Consider the following 17,677-nt stretch of genomic DNA (forward strand, 5'->3'; position numbering starts at 1 on the left):
CGGAATGCTTATACTGCAGCTATAGGGATTAAGTAAGGGAGAAGCCCCGCCAGCCTGTCGGCTTGGGCGGGGCTTCTTACTGTATTCTATTTCTTCGCGAACAGCTCGATACTGTGCGTCTCCACAATTGGATTCCAGATACGCTCTACCGATAGGGTAAGCGGCTGCGGATAATCTGCAGCTTGACTGTCAAAAGATAAACTTATCTCACTGGTTCCCGTACCATCTCTAGAGATCATGGTGCCGCCGAAGTCGATTAGTGGCGTTTCCCGATTCGTTCTATTATGCACCTGGCCGTTCGCATCGGTGAATTTGTCAGCCAGTTGTGCGCCGATGTTCTCCGCCTGTACCGCCCCTTGCGAATCGGTGAAATAAGACAGATGGGTCACCTTACGCCGGAGCAGAATCTCTGCCGCTGTTGCATGATGTTCTTCCTTGGATGTGACCATTTCCCAATCGTTTGCCGGTGCTTCAATCACTTGCTGCTTGTTCAGATCGACCACAAATTTCATACGGTCCGGCTCCAGCGCCGAGATACCGGCAATCTTTAGCGTGGTGGAGTCCGGCTGGTTAAGCTCGGTATACCTGAACACCAGTGTTGCCTGCGAGGTGTCTTTGTACACCTCGGAATTATCGGCCGTGATTCTGCCCGGATAAACTAATTTCTCGGTTTGACTCCCGGTTGTTGCGGTCAGAACAGGATTCAGCAGGCTGAAAATCTGTTTGGTGTTCGCCTTGTCATACTCCAGATCGACATAAGTATTGAACGGAGTATACTGTACTTGGCGCACTTTGATCTTTTGCCCGTCCACGGTAAGCGTGCGATTCACAGGCAGCGTGTGCTCCTGGTCTTTGAACCTGCCCGGATCAAGCTGAAACGATACCTCCAGGCCGGTCCGATACTTGCTGCTGCTGGAAGCGAGAGCCTGGTCGGACGTTCCGGTGAGAATTACAGTGAACTTCACCTCCTTGGAATCAGTGAAGGAAGCCGGATAGTTAGTGGAATAAATAAAATCCTTGCTCTCGCCGGGCTGAATCCGGGAGTCGCTGGCGTACGCCATTTCCAGGGCTGCGCCCCGATGTGGATCTGGAACCTCGAAATCACCGAATTGAAATTTCGTATGCCCAGGATTAACTTCTTTATCCGTATCGTTGTGCACGCTGAACAGGATATACACTTTACGGCCATCCGTGACGGCGCCATCCACATCCATACGGTACCCATTGTTTGTTGCGCTTTGACGGACCGGCTTTACCAGATTTCGTTCCAGGATGTCGCCAACCAGCGCGTTATTTAAGCGATGCTTACGATAGTCCGCAAAATTATTCCAGCTTTTGGTGCTGGCCGCCTGCACTGAACCGCTGAGGCCGGAATCGTCTATACCTCCAGATGGCAAGCCGATGGATGAGACAATCACAAAAATGGCTGCGGCAGCGGCTAATACGGCGCCGGCCCCATAGGAATAGAAACGCCGTTTGCTGCGTTTTTTCCCTTGCGTCATTCCACTGCGCATAGCATTATAAATTTTCAATTCCTGAATCTCCTCTGCATGAAGATGGACCTCCTGGGCATCCTGTTTCAGGACACGCTCTTCTTTTTCCAACATTTCTGTCACCTCCCATATGCTCACAAATAGTTCCGTAACAGCCTAAGTCCTTCACGCAACCAGGTTTTGATCGTGCCTTCGGGCTTATTCAGTACCTTGGCAATTTCAGTGATCGTCATATCCTGGTAATACTTGAGCATCACGGCATGCCGGTATTTCGGCTTGATCCGGCTCATCGCCCGCTCCAGATCGAGACGGTCGCTGCTCCTCATCTCCTGGGTCTCCTTCTCGGCCAGCTTCTCCGCCGGCACGACGCGTTTTTTACGCCTTAACTCATCCATGCAGCAGTTGATGGTAATCCGGAGTAGCCACGGTGTGAAGGCCTGCTCGTTCTTAAGCTGTTTGCGCTTCATCCAGGCCCGGCACGAGGCTTCCTGCACCGCTTCCAGGGCATCTGCTTCTGAGCGCAGATAGCTGTACGCGAGCGCATACAGTTTACGGTGCTCACTAGCAAGCCGCTCAAAGAACACCTCTTCATCCATCAGCGCCGGATCTGCTGTATTGGCTTTTTTCATTGTCTTCCCCCCATTCACCATCCCCTCTTCCTTATTGTGTTGGTCTATGGAAGAAGTCGTCCTTAAAATATGTTTTTCATAAGTAAGACGGAGCTGACCGGAAAAACGATTGATTTTTATTAAAACACATATATGATAGGCCAACCAGTCCTACTATAAATATCCAGATTTGTGGTACTGTTAATTGTAAGCGCTGCGATTGTGGCGGAGAACGGGAGGCGGTCGATATGAAAGGTTCTCGAAGCTCCAGGCTGTATCTGTTTCTGATCATACTGAGTATAGTGTTGGGAGGTTGTTCACGGAACTCAGGCGAAGACTCTCAAGGAGCGGCAAACAAGGTTGAGACGGCACTGCTGCAAAGCCCTGGCGTTCAGAATCTGGTTTTTCACAGTGAGGCCCTGGACCGGGAAATGCGGCTTAGTGTCTATCTTCCCACAGGGTACAATGCCTCTCAGCGTTATCCGGTCCTCTATTTCATCCATGGCTACGGCAGCCGGGAGACGGATATGTGGGGTGGGCTGGAGCTTCAGAAGAATGCAGACCGACTGATTGAGGCCGGTCAAATAGAGCCGCTCATTATCGTCTCTCCCCAGATGGACAACAGCTATGGGCTGAATGCTGTAGCTAATCCTGGTGATCCCGCGTCGCTGGGCAGTGAAAGGTATGAGGATTATCTGGTCAAGGATGTGGTGGAGTATACAGATACGCATTTCAATACTCTGGCTGAGCGCGGTTCCCGCTATATTGGCGGCATATCGATGGGTGGTTTTATCAGCCTGCATTCGGCGTTTTTGCATAGCGATGTCTATAGCAGGGTTGGCGGGCATAGCCCGGCGCTGTTCCTGGATGACTGGTCTCTTGCTGGAGGCGAGAACGGTCTGGTCAAATTCCTCTATCCGACGGAGGCGCTGAGGCAGGAGCGTGACCCGCTTCTTTTGGCGCAGAACAGGGACTTATCGAAAATGAGTGTCTACCTGGACTGCGGGGAGGGGGACAGCTACCGGTTCTATGAAGGCACAGAGCAGCTGTACACTTTGCTTAAGGAGAAGGGCGTGCCGGTGGAATATCACCTCAGAGCAGGCCAGCATGACGGGGACTATTGGAAGAGCCATATGGACGAATATTTGAAGTTCTATGCCGGGAGGACGAATGGATCATGACGCTTACGAATTACAATTTGAATTTTGAAAAGCTGTGTGCTACATATAAGTTGGGTTTGCTAAGTGGGGTGCCGGAGCAAATCTTCGGCGGTTTCCTCCACCGGATGTATCATGTGACCACGAATCTGGCAGAGTATGCAGTGAAGGCGCTGAGCCCGCAGCTTATGCGGAAGGAAGCAGTGATGAACAACATGATAGCAGCCGAGAAGGTAGCCGTGCTGGCCCGCAGGCAGCGAGTGAATGCACTTCCTGCACTGCTCCATGAGGGAAGCTGTATACATGAAGCGGACGGGCAATATTATCTGCTGTTCCCTTGGATAGAAGGCCGTTCCGTCTCTGCGGCTGAAGCGGGACTGGAGCACTGCATTCTGATCGGACAAGCTCTGGCTGACATCCATGCGGCGGACTTCGCTCCCCTTCACAACGAGCTTCAAAGGGATAGCACAGCGGAGGAATTGCGGACAGATTGGCAAGCGTATGCCTTACAGGGCGAAGCTATGGGCCTACCGTGGGCTGCACCCCTTAAGGCTAATCTGGACAACCTAAGCTGCTATGGCAAGCAGGTCAATGCCGCTATGGCGGTCCTTGGCGGGAACAGAGTCATCAGCCACCGGGATCTGGACCCGAAAAATGTACTGTGGAGCTCTGACGGCCAGCCCGTGATCATTGACTGGGAGGCCGCAGGCTGGGTTAACCCGGCGCAGGAGCTGATGGAAGTGGCGCTCTACTGGTCAGACTTTGAGAGTGGCCACATCCGCAAGGCAGATTTCTGTGCAGTGATTCATGCTTACCGTAGTCAAGGGGGAGAGATTACTAATCCCTTGCCCGAGGTGCTAAGCAGCGGCTTCCACGGTAAAATGGGCTGGCTGGAGTATAGCATTCGTCGGTCTCTGGGGCTGGAAGGGCCGGATATTTCCGAGCGGGAGATTGGCACGAGCCAGGTGCTGCCTACCCTGCAAGCGCTGAATGATTATGCCGGATTCATTCCGGTATGCCTGCAATGGATTGAAGATCTATGAACTAACCCAAGGGAGATGAAGCCTGAGTGGAAAAGAACAAAGTTACCTATGAATCGGTTGACCAGTATATTGCCGCCTTTGCACCGGAGATCCAGGAGCTTCTGCAGAGCTTGCGTAAGGTCATTTCGGAAGCTGCGCCGGAGGCAGTGGAGAAGATCAGCTACCAGATGCCGACCTGGTTCCTGCATAAGAATCTGGTGCATTTTGCCGCCTTCAACACGCACATTGGGTTCTACCCGGCACCCAGTGGAATCGAAGCCTTCAAGGAGGAGCTGGCGCAGTACAAAGGAGCCAAGGGTTCGGTGCAGTTCCCGATCAAGGAGCCGCTCCCCTATGATCTGATTGCCAGAATCGTCAAATTTAGAGTAGAGGAGAATCAGCAGCAGGCCGCAGAGAAGCGAAAGAAGAAATAAGAGAGCGTGCTCATGTCGATCCAACTTAAAATAAGGGGCTGTCCCGAAGCCATGAAGTGGCTACTTGGGACAGCCCCTAATAGTTGACGCTGTGCTTGATGGTAAATATAACTTAATTGTATTTGGTGTATCAATCCCAGTCTTTACAGCGCCTTATCGTCTATGCTGTTCAGCCAGCCCTCAATCTCACCGATGACGGAGCCGATGCAGCCATCCTCGAACGGGGAGGTTAATCCGGCAAGCTTCACAAGCTCCGTGAAGGAGCGGCTGCCTCCGGCCTGGCAGAGCTTCAGATAATCCGGCCAGGCCGAGGTGAAGTCCTCGTTCGAGCGTTTCCAGAACTGGAAGGCGCAGAGCTGAGCCAGGGTATAGTCGATATAGTAGAACGGGGAACGGAAGATATGAGCCTGCTTGTGCCAGAAGCCGCCTTGTTCCAGATAAGTATTACCGTCATAATCACGGTGCGGCAGGTATTTTCGTTCAATGTCCCGCCAAGCCTGTTTGCGTTCCTGCGGCGTAGCTTCCGGATGCTCGTACACAAAATGCTGGAATTCATCGACAGATACGCCATAAGGAATGAACTCCAGACTGTCCGCCAGGTGGTTAAAGCGGTACTTGTCCGCCTCCTCCTTGAAGAACAGGTCCATCCATGGCCAGGCGAAGAACTCCATACTCATCGAATGAATCTCAGCGGCTTCGGAGGTCGGGAACGTATATTCAGGAACCTTCATATTCCGGCTGGAATAGGCTTGGAACGCGTGCCCGACCTCATGGGTCAGCACATCGATATCCCCGGAGGTTCCATTGAAGTTGGAGAAAATAAACGGAGCACGGTAGTCGCTGAAGAAGGTACAGTAGCCGCCGAATTCCTTACCTTTTTTGCTGACCAAATCCATCAGCCCGTTCTCCTGCATGAACCTGAAGAATTCACCGGTCTCGGGGGACATCTCCTGGTACATCTTCGCACCATTCGCCACGATCCAGTCCGGGTCTCCCTTAGGGGTAGCGTTGCCGGAATTGAACTTAATGCCCTCATCGTAAAATTTCAGTCCGTCCAGCTGAAGGCGTTCGCGCTGGCGCTGCTTCAGCTTCCCCGCAACCGGCACGATATGCTCATGCACCTGCTTGCGGAAACCCGCCACCATCTCAGCATTATAATCGGTACGTCCCATCCGGTCATACCCGAGCTCCACGAAGCTCTTATATCCCAGCTTGGCTGCGATTCCTGCCCGGACCTTCACCAGCTCGTCATAGATCCGGTCGAATTCGGGTTCATGCTCTGCCATGAAGGCATTACGGGCCTCGAATACGGCTTTGCGAACTTCACGGTCCGTGGAAGAATCGAACGGAATCAGCTGTGCCAGCGTGCGTTCTTCGCCCTGGAACATGATTTTGGCGGACGCGATCAATTGGGAGTATTCGGAGGACAGCTTATTCTCCAGTTGCAGATCCTCAATTACTTCAGGACTGAAGGTGCGCAGTGAGATCTCGGCCAGGCTTAACAGCTGTGTTCCCCATTCCTGCTCGAACTCGGCTCTGTACTTGGAGTTGACGAGCGCTCTGTAATAATCTGTGATGTACTCCTGGATCACGGGTCCGGTCTCGTCCATATAATCCTGCTCCGCCTTGTAGAATGCATCCTCCGTATCGATGGAGTGGCGGACACTCACGAGGGTCTCCATCGTATCGAAGCGGCTGCGCAGCTTATTGATTGCTGCCACGGCAGCCTTTTGCTCCTCCAGATTGCCTGTCTCCAGGTCCTTCAGTAGAGCGGTGAACTCCTGCTTGAATTGCTCCACATCCGGGCGTTCGTATACATATTCTGTGAATTTCATTTGCTGCATCGCATCCTTTCTTTACCATATAAATTCTATTATATAATCGGCGCCCGCAAAAAACTAATGTTCAGGCAGTAAAGTTTGATTATAGCTAAACGTTGTTGAACCCATATGGAAATTACTCTAGAATAGAGTTAATCTGCACCAATTCCAGAATCCCGGGAGGTGATGACCCATGTTTCGAATGAGTCAGTATGTGAACGGCACGCTCCATGCAAAGCCTGTGAAATAACTAAGGCGAAAGCTTGGCATGGAGCGGATTTATTCGCCTGAAGTATGTTTTAAGAAATACAGTTATTTATACACAGGCTTTGCCCTTAAAAGATTAATATATTTTAAGGAGCGAGCCAGAGATGCAATGTATAAATGCAGCAAAGCTATTGCCAGACCACCTGCTGAAGGAGATTCAGCAATATATTCAAGGGGAAGCCCTGTATATCCCAACCTGCAAGAGCAAACGCAGAAAATGGGGCGAAAGCTCAGGGGCAGCCGATTACTATAAAGTCCGCAATGCTGAGATCCGTAGCCGCTTCCAAGAAGGTGCAGAGATGGACCAATTGTGCGAGCAATACGGGTTATCGATCGACAGCATCCGTAAAATTGTATATTCCAAAAACCCGCAGAGCTGATCTGCGGGTTTTTGCGGTGTACGCCCAGCATGGGCGTTATCTTTAGGGTGAAAGTCCCGAACGGGGGCTGGCGAGCGCCTACCGTTAGCCAAGGGCTAGGGTGTCCATCGTGAGGTGGAATCTGAAGGAAGCCGGAGGCAAAAGCACGGGCCAAGTTACGCAAACTGGGTTCGAGGCTGTGCCAGCCGGATGAGTCACCACACCATGACGAAATCCAAAGCCGCCAAGGGCTGGCGGGGTAAACTCCAGTGGTCGCGGGCGGAAAGATGACGTTCTTATCTGGGGAGGCCTGCCGGATACGGTGGTGTGAGAGGACGGGGGCTTGCCGCCCCCTCCTACTCGATTAGTGGTGGGGTGTGCGGACTGAGATTCCGCTATTGTGGAATTTCAGGGCCATATGGACCTTTGGCGGACTGACAATCCGTTATTGCTGCTCAAACAGGCCGTGTGGGCGATTTCAAAGGCGGATAGCGGAAACTCAGTCCGCGGACAAGCGAATAAGTAGCAATTTCGGCAAAATAGCGGAATCTCAGTCCGCGCCATCAGGCTCGTGCACATCCGCGCCATCAGGCTCGTGCACATCCGCGCTATCAGGCTCGTGCACATCCGTGCTATCAGGCTCGTGCACATCCGCGCCATTAGACTCGTATCCCCCCGCCACATCAGGCTCACACACTTCCGAGTCAGCCCCCCGGCTACACAGGCTTACTTCTCCCGCCCGCAAGGCTCAGCGCCTACTAGACCCGGAGTTTATACGTGCGAACCCGTTCAGAACCACTGGCAACCTCCAGAATCTGCAACTCAACGAGATGATGAAGAATGCGCCTCGCTTGACGGTCACATACCCTTAGGTGCGCGGCAAGCTCCAGCGGAGTCAGCGGACGCAGAACGCGCCGGGCCAGGCGTACGGTTTCTGCTTCCAGCCAGGATAAGGATGCAGCTACATCAGTAGCAGCGAATCTGCCAATAAAGGCAAGCACAAGCTGCTGACAGAGCTGAGGTTCTTCAGTAATAGATGGATAGGCAATGGGCAAAAAGGTCCAGCCGTCCAACGCCAAAAGACAATGCCGTCTGCATAAGTCTTTGAACCGCCTGACATCAAGGTCCCGTGCATGCGGACCAAAGCCTTGAATCTCAATGCCGCCCTTGGCACCGCCTGGCATATACGCCAGATCTAAATAACGGTAACCGTTGTTGAAGTCACGGACCTCCCACTCCGCATACAGAGACTTGAAATTGCCGACTGCGGGAAACCAGACGGAGCGCAGAAATTCAATGGTCCCGTGCCCCAACCCCTTATTAAGAAACTCCAACCGTATTGAACCTTTCTCCGCATGAATCTGTTCCTGTAGCCATTCCTCAACATGCTGCTCGAATCTTGACAATAGAGCTTCCCCTTTACAGTAAATTGGCCATGAATTCAGAGTGAACCCGAACATAAGAAAAGCCGCCTCCATAGAGACGTATCCAGAGTCAGCTCCAGATAAACGTTCTATTGAGACGGCGTGTTCTTCACGACCTATACCGTTTATTATACTATATTTCATTTTCCTGCCAAACCTGCAGCTTGAACCCGCTGGAGCGCAGCTTGCGCAAAGGCCATTGTATAAGTCATTTTACAAAAATATACTGTAGCTGTAGGGAGAGAAGGCAGGAGGCGGTGGCAGTGAAAATCACGATTGAGCAGGTTCCGGAGGGCGGGGAGTCCGAAATTATTCTCAGGTGCAACGACCCGGATGAAGCCTTGCTGGCGCTGATCTACTCGGTGAATGTTGGCTCCAGGAAGCTGATAGGTATGACCGGGCTACAGATGCACATCATCCATCCGCGTGACGTCTATTACTTTGAGGCGGTGGATCATAAGGTGTTCATCTACTGCCAGGAGAAGGTGTATGAGTCGAGGCTGAAGCTGTATGAGCTGGAGACGGAGTATGAGTCTGGCGATTTTTTCAGGGCCTCCAAATCCAGCATCCTGAATGTGGCCAAGATCGAGTCGCTCCGCCCGGTGCTCTACGGAAGATACGAGGCGCTGCTGCACAATGGTGAAAAGGTCTACATCTCCAGACAATATGTCCCGGTGCTCAAACGGAAATTAGGGTTATAGCTATGCTATCAAGACTCAAATAGGAGGGAAACCCATGATTACAACCAGAAAGTATGTGTCTTTGTTCGTGAAGGATCTGCTGGTGGCTTGCGGGGGGCTGATGGTGCTCGCGGCAGTTGTGCTGGCTCTGAACGCTACGGAGATGATCCGGGGCTCGCTGCTGGTGCAGCTGTTCCTGGGGGCGGCGGCCTTTACCTGCTTCCGGTATGCGCTGGTGAATATGTATGAGGTAGATCCCAAAGTGCAGACGATCAGCTTCTATCTCTGCTTCATCCTCGCTGATGTACTGGTGATTCTCTGGCTGTGGCTGTTCGCGGACGGCCCGCTGATGGATAAGGGAGTGCTGGTGCCGTTCGTCATTGTCATTCTGGTGATCAAAAGTATGGTGTACGCGATGATGCACATCGACGGGAAACGGGAAGCCAAGCAGCTTAATCAGAAGCTGAATGAGTATAAGCAGGGCGGGGATCAAACAAACGAAGAGCTTTAGGAAGCTCTTGTGATAGGGAGCATGCAAGCCATCTTGGAGTGGGCGGCCCGGGTGGCTTTTTTTGGTGCTAAATGAGGTTGGGGAATTCTGTTACCTTTTGCAGGATGAAACGTAACAAGCCAGGTGTTATACATAATCTTCCATGGAGATGATCTTATGCTGCTTCACAAGGTATCCCTGACAGAAATGATGAGCCGGATTCATGAACCCGGATATTCACCCGAAACTGTGCTTGACCCGTACTTGGAGCGTTACAGACAGCTTGAGCCGCATATCCATGCGTTTGTCCCTGAGGGTGAGGTTGAAGGGCGTCTGGATTCGGAAAAAGCTTTGCTGCAAAGTATTTACAGCGCAGAAGAACGAAAACCGGCCCTATACGGCATTCCTGTAGCGATTAAGGATCTGCTGCATGTGGACGGCTTGCCGACCCGGGCGGGGTCGCAGCTATCCGCTGAGCTGTTAGCCGGTGCACAGGGATCTTTGGTCACTAAGCTGCGTGCCCTCGGGGCCGTGATTGCAGGTAAGACGGTGACCGAGGAATTTGCTTACAACGGACCCATTGCTACGCGTAATCCGCATAACCTTGCGCATACTCCCGGCGGTTCCAGTGCAGGCTCCGCAGCAGCGGTGGCTGCGGGGCTCTGTCCGCTGGCCGTGGGTACACAGACGCTGCGATCGGTGATCGCTCCGGCATCCTTTTGCGGAGTGGTCGGGTTCAAGCCCAGCTATGGCCGGGTTCCGCTGGATGGAGTGCTCCTGTTCTCGCCTTCTTTTGACACGATTGGCTTCTTCACACAGAACTTGCCTGATATGGAGGCTGCGGCAGCCTTGCTTGTCCCGGACTGGGAAGCTCCTGCTGCCACAATTCCCCGTAAGCCGGTTCTGGGTATCCCCAAGGGAGTCTATATGGAGCTGATGAGCGCGGAAGTCAAAGGGGTGTTCGAGGCTAATATCACAGGGCTTAAGCAGCTTGGATATGAAATCCGTGATGTCCAAATGCCGTGGGAAGATGAACTCATCTACGGAAATGCCATGCTGCGCTTCATTGAGGGTGAGCTGGCACGGGAGCATGAAGATAGATTCGCGGAGCATAGAGTAGAATACGGCCTTCCCGTGCAGGAAGCGATCCTTAGAGGACAGCAGATTCCGGAGGAGGAGCTGGAGCAGTACCGCACCCGGCAACGGGAGCTGCGGCGTGATCTGATGGAGCTTATGGACCAAGAGGGACTCGACCTGTGGGTCTCTCCGGCCCAAGGGGGGACTGCGCCGAAGATCGAGGAGCGGAATACGGGCTGGGCAGGGATGCCTGCGGTCTGGGGCTTCGCGGGAGTGCCCACGGTTACTCTGCCTGCGGCAACGCTTGAAGGCCTGCCGCTTGGTTTTCAGTGCATAGGAAGATATGGAGAAGACGAGACGCTGTTAGCCTGGGCGCGCCAGCTATGGCCGCATCTGGCTGATAAGCAACCGCTCCCTGCCAAATAAGGAGCGGTTACGTTGCCGGTTATTTTGTTTTGGGGTCCCCGCAAAGTACCTGAATATCCATCGAGGCTAAAGTCTCACTTTGCGGGGTTTCTTGGCGGAGCAGCGCCGCTTCAGGAACCGTACGTCGATCTCCCCGCTGCCGCCGGTATTCGGCTTCAGGCGGAGAGGGAAAGCATTCCGTTTCAGCAAGAGCTTCACCTGGCGCGGTGTGAGACAAGGCGCAAGCTGGAGCAGCTGCGCGGCGGCACCGGACACGATGGGTGTGGAGATGCTGGTGCCGGACAGCTTGAAATACCGCTTGCCGACCTTATTGTGCGGCAATTCACGAACCAGCTGGGAGCCGGGAGCACGCAGCGAGATCACTGAATCGCCGGGTGCGACCAGATCCGGCTTCACCTTGCCGCCGGGAGCGGGCCCGCGGCTGGAATAGACGGCGATCCGGTCATCCTTCTGCGTCAGCGTCCGGCGGTCATTGACGGCTCCGACGGTGATCGCGGAGGGACTGATCCCGGGGGACTCGACGGTCCGGCGCCTAGGGCCGGCATTTCCGGCGGCGATGACTACGGTGAGGCCGGCTTTGACGGCTTTTTCCACCGCCTGGACAAGCAGATCATCCTCGGCTAACGGGCTTACCGGTCCGCCGAAGGACATGGAGAGGATGCGCAGCTTTAGCTTTTTGCGGTGAGTGATGCAGTATTCAATCGCCTTGATAATGGTAGAGTCATAGCCGTCCCCATACTTATCGAGCACCTTGATTCCGACAATCCCCGCTTCCGGCGCGGGTCCCCGGTACTTGCCCCGGCTGGACCAGCCGTTACCGGCGGCATCTCCGGTGATATGCGTGCCGTGTCCGTTGTCATCATACGGGCATTTCCGGTGATTGATATAATCCTTGAACGCCAGGATACGGTTCACCGGCCGGGTCAGGTCGGGATGCGGATAGACTCCGGTATCGAGCACAGCGATGTTGATGCCTTTGCCGGTAAGCCCTCTAGAGCGTCTAACCGCTGTAGCGCCTATGGATGGAGTTGCAATGTTGAGTGTAGCCTTCTTGATTCCATCCAGATAGACTTTATGGACTCCGTTCCAGCGGCATACGTGCTCCAGACATTTCAGGGACACCTGTGAAGCCACGGCCTGATGGAGCCGCAGATGATGCTTGACCGGGAGGACATGCCGTCCCAGATGCTTCCTTAATTCGCGGAGCCGCGCCAGAGTAAGCGGTTGTCTGAACTGTATGATCACCGGTATAGCAGCTTTTGTAGCAGCAGTGGAACAGGCTCTGCGGATCTTATGCTTCAGGGGCCGGTTGAGCTTGGCGGCGTGACGCCTGGCCCATGATGGTACACTCTTCATAATGTAATCACCTCTATGAAGCAGTGTATGCGGCCAGCTGCCTCGTGGGTACGAAACCAAGAATGAGTATAGCGATACATTTATGTGAATAACAGGCAATAGCGCGTTTCGGCTGATTCTTCTTTTGCATTTACTACTGTATTCCAATAGAAAGTGGTGAAGCAAATGAAAGAATCAGAGAAGAAGGCATTGCTGGCAAAACGTCAACTGATGGCTAAAAAAGCAAGAGCAGCGGCGGTAGTAAGACCCAAGAGACGGCGGATCAGACAGGTGCTTAATAATTTCATCGTGCTTGCCGTGAACAATAACAATGTACCTTACGAAACACAGGGCTGGACGGCTACACTGACCCGGAGCTCCGGTACTGTGATCACGGCACAGTTCGATGAATTCGGAGTAGCCCAATTCAATACCATCAGCACTCTGACCAGTGTGAGCTATACGCTTAGAATTATTGATGCGGATAACAACCAGCGTACGCAGAAATTTGTGCCTTCCAACCGTGAGTTTTTTGTAGCACGCTTCTAAACTAGCAGGGCAGCGCGTTCTTTATCATCCGGGGCGCGCTGCGTCATTACATATATCTATTGGAAAGTATCTATTAGAAAGTACCTATTAGATTAGAAAGTAGAAAGGTTGCCTTGTCCACCTGGAAGAAGTGTGAAATTATAGAATAAATGAGATTGGACTATCCGGATAATAGGTCCGCTGAATGGAGGCAACTCGATGTATAACTGGATTCAGAATTATACGAAGCTGGAATACCTTACGGAGGAAGAACCCTATGACTTCGGCTTCGCGGCGGAGAACCGGCCGCGAATTCACAGGCTGGAGCCACAGCCGCAGCCTGCTATAATGTCAGCGCTGGCCCAATATTTCATTGCTGCCAGCGCTTTGCTGTCAGAGAATACGTATACTTCGATCCCTATGCGCAATAGGAAAGCCGCGGAGCGGGTGCTGGAAGAAGTAAGTCCGCATTTCGCCGAAGCCCGGCAGCATACCGGTGCCGGAGGGGAAAGTGAGCTGGTTCTGCAGAAGCTGAAGCCAAGCTCGGGTGAACTGTTCCGGGTCACAACTACCTGTGTGATGCCGTTGATCGACGATTTGTACCGGCATCAGGATACAGGCGGATGGCAGAATGCCAGGAAGCGTACAGTGGTGAAGTATCCGGTTAACGTTCAGGCGTTAGCTCCCTATGAGGCTGAGGGGATAGCGGAGTTGCAGGCGTTGCTGCGGAAGCTGTATTTTGAACCGCCGGGTGATGACTTTGGACTGATGCCTCTAGGGTGGCAGTTCGATGATCAGCTTCAGCATTCCGTTGTGCTGCGCTTCCTGGCTGGATTCGCCCCGTACCTGACGCTAGGAGTAAATGAAGAGACTCTGGAAGTGATTAGCATAGACCTCTCCACGCAGGAATTCACGCATCCGGTTCTGCTATACGATGAAGAGCCGCTGCCGCCGCGGAGAAATGGCAATGTTCTCTATCTGGACCTGGGCAGCAAGCTCGTTTATGTGATCGATCTGAGCAAGCAGGGCAGACTTGAGCGCTGGGCAGATCTGCATGAAGAGGCACAGGTGTACCTGATGCCGCCAGAAGGGGCGTTCGCGGACTTTGATCATCTTACCGCCAGGCCGATACCAGCCGGGGTGAGCTTATTCTATGATACCGATACACTCACAAGGATGCTGGAGACCGTCAATAGGGAGCTGGAGACCTTTAAAGAGTAAATATGAGCGATACTGTTCCAGGGACATACGGGGAAATCGGAGGGATAAATCCCACTAATATTACAGGAAGCGGCCAAATGAGCGCATGAGGAGCATAAGTGCACTTGAATTCCTCGGACACGGGCCGTATGAGGGAATGAGGAGCATAAGTGCACCTGAATTCACCGGACATGGGCCGTATGAGGGAATGAGGAGCATAAGTACACCTGAATTCACCGGACACGGGCCATATGAGCGAATGAGGAGCAGAAGTGCACCTGAATTCATCGGACACGGGCCAAATGAGTGAATGAGGAGCATTAGTGCACCTGAATACCACCACCACCCGATGAGGCCCATCTATCAGGATGATTACATCTCTCGTGACAGATAACCTTCCACAATTGAGCTATCTTAGACTGATCCCCTCATCATCAACCCTTCATTAGTCAACAGTTTAGGCTGGATTTAGATGAAATGTAGGTGGAATGTACAATATAATCCGCAGATTTTAGCGATAATGACAATAAACCTTCCATGGATATTCAAAAGCAGGCACATCCCAGATATAATATGGCTATATATATGGAATGGACTGTGGAACAGAATGTGTGCTGCAGCCTTAAGACGCCATCCGAAAGGTCTGAGGAATGATGAGCCTGGAAGCCTTGAACGAACGTGTGAAGACGGATCTGTCCTATCTTGCTTACGGCGGCGCGGATTGGGTACGCCCTTGGGAGCATTCCGAAGGTCATGTCTATGATGTGATTATTGTGGGCGGGGGGCAAAGTGGCCTTGGAGCGGCCTTCGGCTTATTGCGCGAGCGGATCTCGAATCTCCTGGTTATTGATGAGAACCGTGACGGGCTGGAGGGGCCTTGGGAGACCTACGCCCGGATGGTGACTCTGCGCACGCCCAAGCATCTGACGTCCATCGACTTGGGTATCCCGTCGCTTACCTTCCGTTCCTGGTGGGAGGCCCGGAATGGGGCAGCTGCCTGGAGTGAGGTGGATAAAATCCCGCGTGGGCAGTGGATGGAGTATCTGCGCTGGTACCGGCAGATTCTGAAGCTGCCGGTACGTAACGAAGTGCGGCTAATGCTGGTTGAACCTGGTGACGATGGAATCTACCGTCTGCGGGTTACAGGAGCGGGTGCGCAGGCCGGAACACTGCTGGCCCGTAAGGTGGTGCTGGCTACCGGCATTCAAGGCGGAGGACAGTGGCATGTTCCGCCGATGATTGCAGAGCATCTGCCGGAGCGGCTGTACGCGCATACCTCCCGGCAGATTGACTTCGCTGCCCTTCGCGGTAAGCGGGTGGGGATTCTCGGCGGCGGGGCGTCGGCCTTCGACAATGCGAATTACGCGCTTCAGGAGGGCGCTGCTGAGGCTCAGGTCTTCGTCCGCCGGACGCAGCTTCCGGGGGTGAACCCGATCCGCCAGATGGAGGGCTCGGGAATGATTGAGCGGTTCCATACCTTGGCGGATGCGGACAAATACGCGGTCATCTCGCATTTCTTCCAATATAATCAGCCGCCCACGAGCGATACTTTCCGCCGCGCAGCGGCATGGCCCGGCTTCCGGCTGCACCTCGGCTCGCCGTGGCTGAAGGTGGAGGCTTCGGGGGAGCAGGCGGTGGTGACTACGCCCGCCGGAGAGTTCAGCTTCGACTATCTGATCGTCAGCACGGGCCTGCTCAGCGATCCTGCCCTGCGGCCAGAGCTGCGGCAGGTGGAGGCTCATATTGCCCGCTGGAGCGACCGGTACACGGCGCCTGCGGGATCGGCGAATCCGCTGCTGGATGCGCACCCTTACCTTAGCCCCGGCTTTGCGCTTCAGAGCCGGGATGAAGCAGGCCGCAAGTTGTTGCATGGCTTATTCGTGTTCAACTATTCCGCTCTGGCCAGCTGCGGGTTATCGGCATCGGCCATCTCGGGCCTGCGGAATGCGATTCCGAGACTGGTCAGTGGTGTGGCCGACCAGCTGTTCCTGGATGACCGGCAGCAGATCCTGCAGGCTTATTATGACTACGATGAGATTGAATTTACAGGCCAGTAAGACGGCCGGAAGAGGCTGTACCTGAGGCGGGCAATGACCTCTGGTGCAGCCTCTTAGCGTGCAGGGAGAATAATTGGCCAGTGCCTGAGAGCAGACTGGCAGCCGGGTCAGGCAGTAATCCTGGCGTACAGCGCGAAGAACAACGCCAGCTCACCCATGATCAGGACATTCGGTACATGGACTACAAGATTCAGTACATAGAAGCAGGCCAGAATGGCGGTAAGCAGCACCAGAGTCTTCATTCCCAGCCGGTGCTGCTTCTGTCTGTAAACATGGAAGACAAGTGTAGTAGAAGCGAAGTAGAGCAGCGCCGAGCCGAACAGCAGATTCAGCATCAGGTCATAATGAAGGGTATTCAGGAAGAGCAGCTGGATCGACGCAGCAAGCATACATAGCGACAGATAGATGAACAGATGCCCGTAGATAATCGTCTGTCCGGCTGTCTGGATATGCATATCGACCTTCTTCTCCAGGTTGTCATAATACTGCCACCATATAGCAATGATCAGCACAAAGGTGAGCGCAGCGAAGCCGACAGATGTTCCGGTCCAGCTGCTGGATTGCAGCACGGCGAGAATGCTGACCACGGATTCGCCGAGCAGGATCAACGCGAACAAGGAGAACCGCTCCAGCAGATGATGTGTATTGGCGGGCGTCTTCACCAGAATCCTCCGTCCCGTCAGCGGGAGAATGATGTCAAGGATAATCCCGGCGTATAGTACCGCATAACGGAGCCAAGAATCGAAGAACAGGGAGCAGGCCGAAATCGTAAGCCCGATCCAGAAGCGTGATCCCAAATAACGGGCGGTGCTCCGCAGATGACCGCTTTCTCTGGCGTGGCTGTAATGGTACTGGACAGCGGTCATGATCCGTAGTCCGAGGTAGCCAATCAGAAACGGCAGATAGTTGGCATCGAAATCTACAGACAGGCTGGCGGTCATAATTAAGACGAAGAACAACTGGATAATCAGAAAAATCCGGTGCATCACCGTATCCTGACCATAGCGGTTAACGAAGAGGGTCTGGCCGACCCAGGCCCACCAGATCGGAATGAAAATCAGTACGAATTTGCCCAGTGTCTCAAGAGACAGGGTCTCGTGTTCTACATGCAGCAGCACATGGCTGGCTTTGGAGACCGCAGCGACAAATAGCAGATCGTAGAAGAGCTCCAGCCAGGTTACCTTTTTGATGATCATTGCGTTAGTCTCCTTTGCTTGCCGAATGTTTGCCCGGAGCCGTCCGGTTTACAAGTATAATAATGGCTCCCCACAGAAGAAGGCAAGAATATCTGTGAAAACTG

16 protein-coding genes are annotated in these 17,677 nt (G+C 53.5%); 10 read left to right on the forward strand and 6 right to left on the reverse strand.

Features of this window, described 5'->3' with window-relative positions; all coding sequences use genetic code 11:
• Nucleotides 1–86 precede the first annotated feature (86 nt).
• Both ACFSX3_RS30865 and ACFSX3_RS30870 read right to left on the reverse strand, forming a co-directional pair.
• Nucleotides 87–1,607, reverse strand: a complete 1,521-nt coding sequence (locus tag ACFSX3_RS30865) for a DUF4179 domain-containing protein (RefSeq protein ID WP_209994264.1) — start codon at nucleotides 1,605–1,607, stop codon at nucleotides 87–89.
• Between the two features lie 20 nt (nucleotides 1,608–1,627).
• Nucleotides 1,628–2,122 carry a sigma-70 family RNA polymerase sigma factor gene (locus ACFSX3_RS30870; RefSeq protein WP_209994263.1) on the reverse strand — a complete coding sequence of 165 codons (495 nt, stop codon included), beginning with the start codon at nucleotides 2,120–2,122 and terminating at the stop codon, nucleotides 1,628–1,630.
• Nucleotides 2,123–2,349: 227 nt separating this feature from the next.
• Between ACFSX3_RS30870 and ACFSX3_RS30875 the strand changes: the two genes are divergently transcribed.
• Genes ACFSX3_RS30875 through ACFSX3_RS30885 form a run of 3 tightly spaced genes read left to right on the forward strand, consistent with a single transcriptional unit; the run spans nucleotide 2,350 to nucleotide 4,714 of the window.
• Nucleotides 2,350–3,282 carry an alpha/beta hydrolase gene (locus ACFSX3_RS30875; RefSeq protein ID WP_209994262.1) on the forward strand — a complete coding sequence of 311 codons (933 nt, stop codon included), beginning with the start codon at nucleotides 2,350–2,352 and terminating at the stop codon, nucleotides 3,280–3,282.
• Nucleotides 3,279–4,301, forward strand: a complete 1,023-nt coding sequence (locus tag ACFSX3_RS30880; protein WP_209994261.1) for an aminoglycoside phosphotransferase family protein — start codon at nucleotides 3,279–3,281, stop codon at nucleotides 4,299–4,301. Before ACFSX3_RS30875 ends, ACFSX3_RS30880 begins: the two co-directional genes overlap by 4 nt.
• Before the next feature lie 26 nt (nucleotides 4,302–4,327).
• A complete protein-coding gene (locus ACFSX3_RS30885; protein WP_209994260.1) occupies nucleotides 4,328–4,714 on the forward strand; it encodes an iron chaperone in 387 nt (128 codons plus the stop codon).
• A 143-nt stretch (nucleotides 4,715–4,857) separates the two neighbouring features.
• Here ACFSX3_RS30885 and ACFSX3_RS30890 read toward each other — a convergent pair whose 3' ends face one another.
• The gene (locus ACFSX3_RS30890; RefSeq protein WP_209994259.1) at nucleotides 4,858–6,549 is read right to left on the reverse strand and encodes a M3 family oligoendopeptidase; all 1,692 of its coding nucleotides are present in this window, start codon (nucleotides 6,547–6,549) and stop codon (nucleotides 4,858–4,860) included.
• A gap of 356 nt (nucleotides 6,550–6,905) precedes the next feature.
• On the opposite strand from ACFSX3_RS30890, the gene ACFSX3_RS30895 reads away from it, so the two are divergent.
• On the forward strand, nucleotides 6,906–7,181 hold the full coding sequence (locus ACFSX3_RS30895) for a CD3324 family protein (RefSeq protein ID WP_209994258.1): 276 nt from the start codon (nucleotides 6,906–6,908) through the stop codon (nucleotides 7,179–7,181).
• 737 nt (nucleotides 7,182–7,918) lie between these two features.
• Here ACFSX3_RS30895 and ACFSX3_RS30900 read toward each other — a convergent pair.
• On the reverse strand, nucleotides 7,919–8,566 hold the full coding sequence (locus ACFSX3_RS30900) for a transcriptional regulator (protein ID WP_209994257.1): 648 nt from the start codon (nucleotides 8,564–8,566) through the stop codon (nucleotides 7,919–7,921).
• 281 nt (nucleotides 8,567–8,847) lie between these two features.
• Between ACFSX3_RS30900 and ACFSX3_RS30905 the strand changes: the two genes are divergently transcribed.
• From ACFSX3_RS30905 to ACFSX3_RS30915, 3 genes are all read left to right on the forward strand, one after another.
• Nucleotides 8,848–9,285 (forward strand): LytTR family DNA-binding domain-containing protein, encoded by a 438-nt coding sequence (locus ACFSX3_RS30905; RefSeq protein WP_379313700.1) that lies wholly within the window; start codon nucleotides 8,848–8,850, stop codon nucleotides 9,283–9,285.
• Nucleotides 9,286–9,319: 34 nt separating this feature from the next.
• Entirely contained in the window at nucleotides 9,320–9,775 is a 456-nt protein-coding gene (locus tag ACFSX3_RS30910; RefSeq protein ID WP_209994255.1) for a hypothetical protein, read from the forward strand.
• 156 nt (nucleotides 9,776–9,931) lie between these two features.
• Nucleotides 9,932–11,257: an amidase gene (locus ACFSX3_RS30915; RefSeq protein WP_209994254.1), complete on the forward strand. Its 1,326-nt coding sequence runs from the start codon at nucleotides 9,932–9,934 to the stop codon at nucleotides 11,255–11,257.
• A gap of 66 nt (nucleotides 11,258–11,323) precedes the next feature.
• On the opposite strand, the gene ACFSX3_RS30920 is transcribed toward ACFSX3_RS30915, so the two are convergent.
• On the reverse strand, nucleotides 11,324–12,613 hold the full coding sequence (locus tag ACFSX3_RS30920; protein WP_209994253.1) for a S8 family peptidase: 1,290 nt from the start codon (nucleotides 12,611–12,613) through the stop codon (nucleotides 11,324–11,326).
• A 165-nt stretch (nucleotides 12,614–12,778) separates the two neighbouring features.
• On the opposite strand from ACFSX3_RS30920, the gene ACFSX3_RS30925 reads away from it, so the two are divergent.
• The 3 genes from ACFSX3_RS30925 to ACFSX3_RS30935 all read left to right on the forward strand — a co-directional run bounded on the left by ACFSX3_RS30925 (nucleotide 12,779) and on the right by ACFSX3_RS30935 (nucleotide 16,377).
• Nucleotides 12,779–13,141 carry a hypothetical protein gene (locus ACFSX3_RS30925; protein ID WP_209994252.1) on the forward strand — a complete coding sequence of 121 codons (363 nt, stop codon included), beginning with the start codon at nucleotides 12,779–12,781 and terminating at the stop codon, nucleotides 13,139–13,141.
• Between the two features lie 198 nt (nucleotides 13,142–13,339).
• On the forward strand, nucleotides 13,340–14,341 hold the full coding sequence (locus ACFSX3_RS30930) for a hypothetical protein (RefSeq protein WP_209994251.1): 1,002 nt from the start codon (nucleotides 13,340–13,342) through the stop codon (nucleotides 14,339–14,341).
• A gap of 632 nt (nucleotides 14,342–14,973) precedes the next feature.
• On the forward strand, nucleotides 14,974–16,377 hold the full coding sequence (locus tag ACFSX3_RS30935; RefSeq protein ID WP_209994295.1) for an NAD(P)-binding domain-containing protein: 1,404 nt from the start codon (nucleotides 14,974–14,976) through the stop codon (nucleotides 16,375–16,377).
• Between the two features lie 107 nt (nucleotides 16,378–16,484).
• On the opposite strand, the gene ACFSX3_RS30940 is transcribed toward ACFSX3_RS30935, so the two are convergent.
• Complete coding sequence (locus tag ACFSX3_RS30940; protein ID WP_209994250.1) at nucleotides 16,485–17,573, reverse strand: low temperature requirement protein A; 1,089 nt, start codon at nucleotides 17,571–17,573, stop codon at nucleotides 16,485–16,487.
• Nucleotides 17,574–17,677 lie beyond the last annotated feature (104 nt).

The sequence above is a fragment of the Paenibacillus rhizoplanae genome (assembly GCF_042684125.1).
In the GTDB taxonomy this organism is placed as follows: Bacteria; Bacillota; Bacilli; order Paenibacillales; family Paenibacillaceae; genus Paenibacillus_AQ; species Paenibacillus_AQ rhizoplanae.

What these genes read in the sequence shown, in the direction of transcription:
- ACFSX3_RS30865 (WP_209994264.1), bottom strand. Translation starts at nt 1,607, where the DNA reads ATGTTGGAAAAAGAAGAGCGTGTCCTGAAACAGGATGCCCAGGAGGTC.
- ACFSX3_RS30870 (WP_209994263.1), bottom strand. Translation starts at nt 2,122, where the DNA reads ATGAAAAAAGCCAATACAGCAGATCCGGCGCTGATGGATGAAGAGGTG.
- ACFSX3_RS30875 (WP_209994262.1), top strand. Translation starts at nt 2,350, where the DNA reads ATGAAAGGTTCTCGAAGCTCCAGGCTGTATCTGTTTCTGATCATACTG.
- ACFSX3_RS30880 (WP_209994261.1), top strand. Translation starts at nt 3,279, where the DNA reads ATGACGCTTACGAATTACAATTTGAATTTTGAAAAGCTGTGTGCTACA.
- ACFSX3_RS30890 (WP_209994259.1), bottom strand. Translation starts at nt 6,549, where the DNA reads ATGAAATTCACAGAATATGTATACGAACGCCCGGATGTGGAGCAATTC.
- ACFSX3_RS30895 (WP_209994258.1), top strand. Translation starts at nt 6,906, where the DNA reads ATGCAATGTATAAATGCAGCAAAGCTATTGCCAGACCACCTGCTGAAG.
- ACFSX3_RS30910 (WP_209994255.1), top strand. Translation starts at nt 9,320, where the DNA reads ATGATTACAACCAGAAAGTATGTGTCTTTGTTCGTGAAGGATCTGCTG.
- ACFSX3_RS30915 (WP_209994254.1), top strand. Translation starts at nt 9,932, where the DNA reads ATGCTGCTTCACAAGGTATCCCTGACAGAAATGATGAGCCGGATTCAT.
- ACFSX3_RS30920 (WP_209994253.1), bottom strand. Translation starts at nt 12,613, where the DNA reads ATGAAGAGTGTACCATCATGGGCCAGGCGTCACGCCGCCAAGCTCAAC.
- ACFSX3_RS30925 (WP_209994252.1), top strand. Translation starts at nt 12,779, where the DNA reads ATGAAAGAATCAGAGAAGAAGGCATTGCTGGCAAAACGTCAACTGATG.
- ACFSX3_RS30930 (WP_209994251.1), top strand. Translation starts at nt 13,340, where the DNA reads ATGTATAACTGGATTCAGAATTATACGAAGCTGGAATACCTTACGGAG.
- ACFSX3_RS30935 (WP_209994295.1), top strand. Translation starts at nt 14,974, where the DNA reads ATGAGCCTGGAAGCCTTGAACGAACGTGTGAAGACGGATCTGTCCTAT.
- ACFSX3_RS30940 (WP_209994250.1), bottom strand. Translation starts at nt 17,573, where the DNA reads ATGATCATCAAAAAGGTAACCTGGCTGGAGCTCTTCTACGATCTGCTA.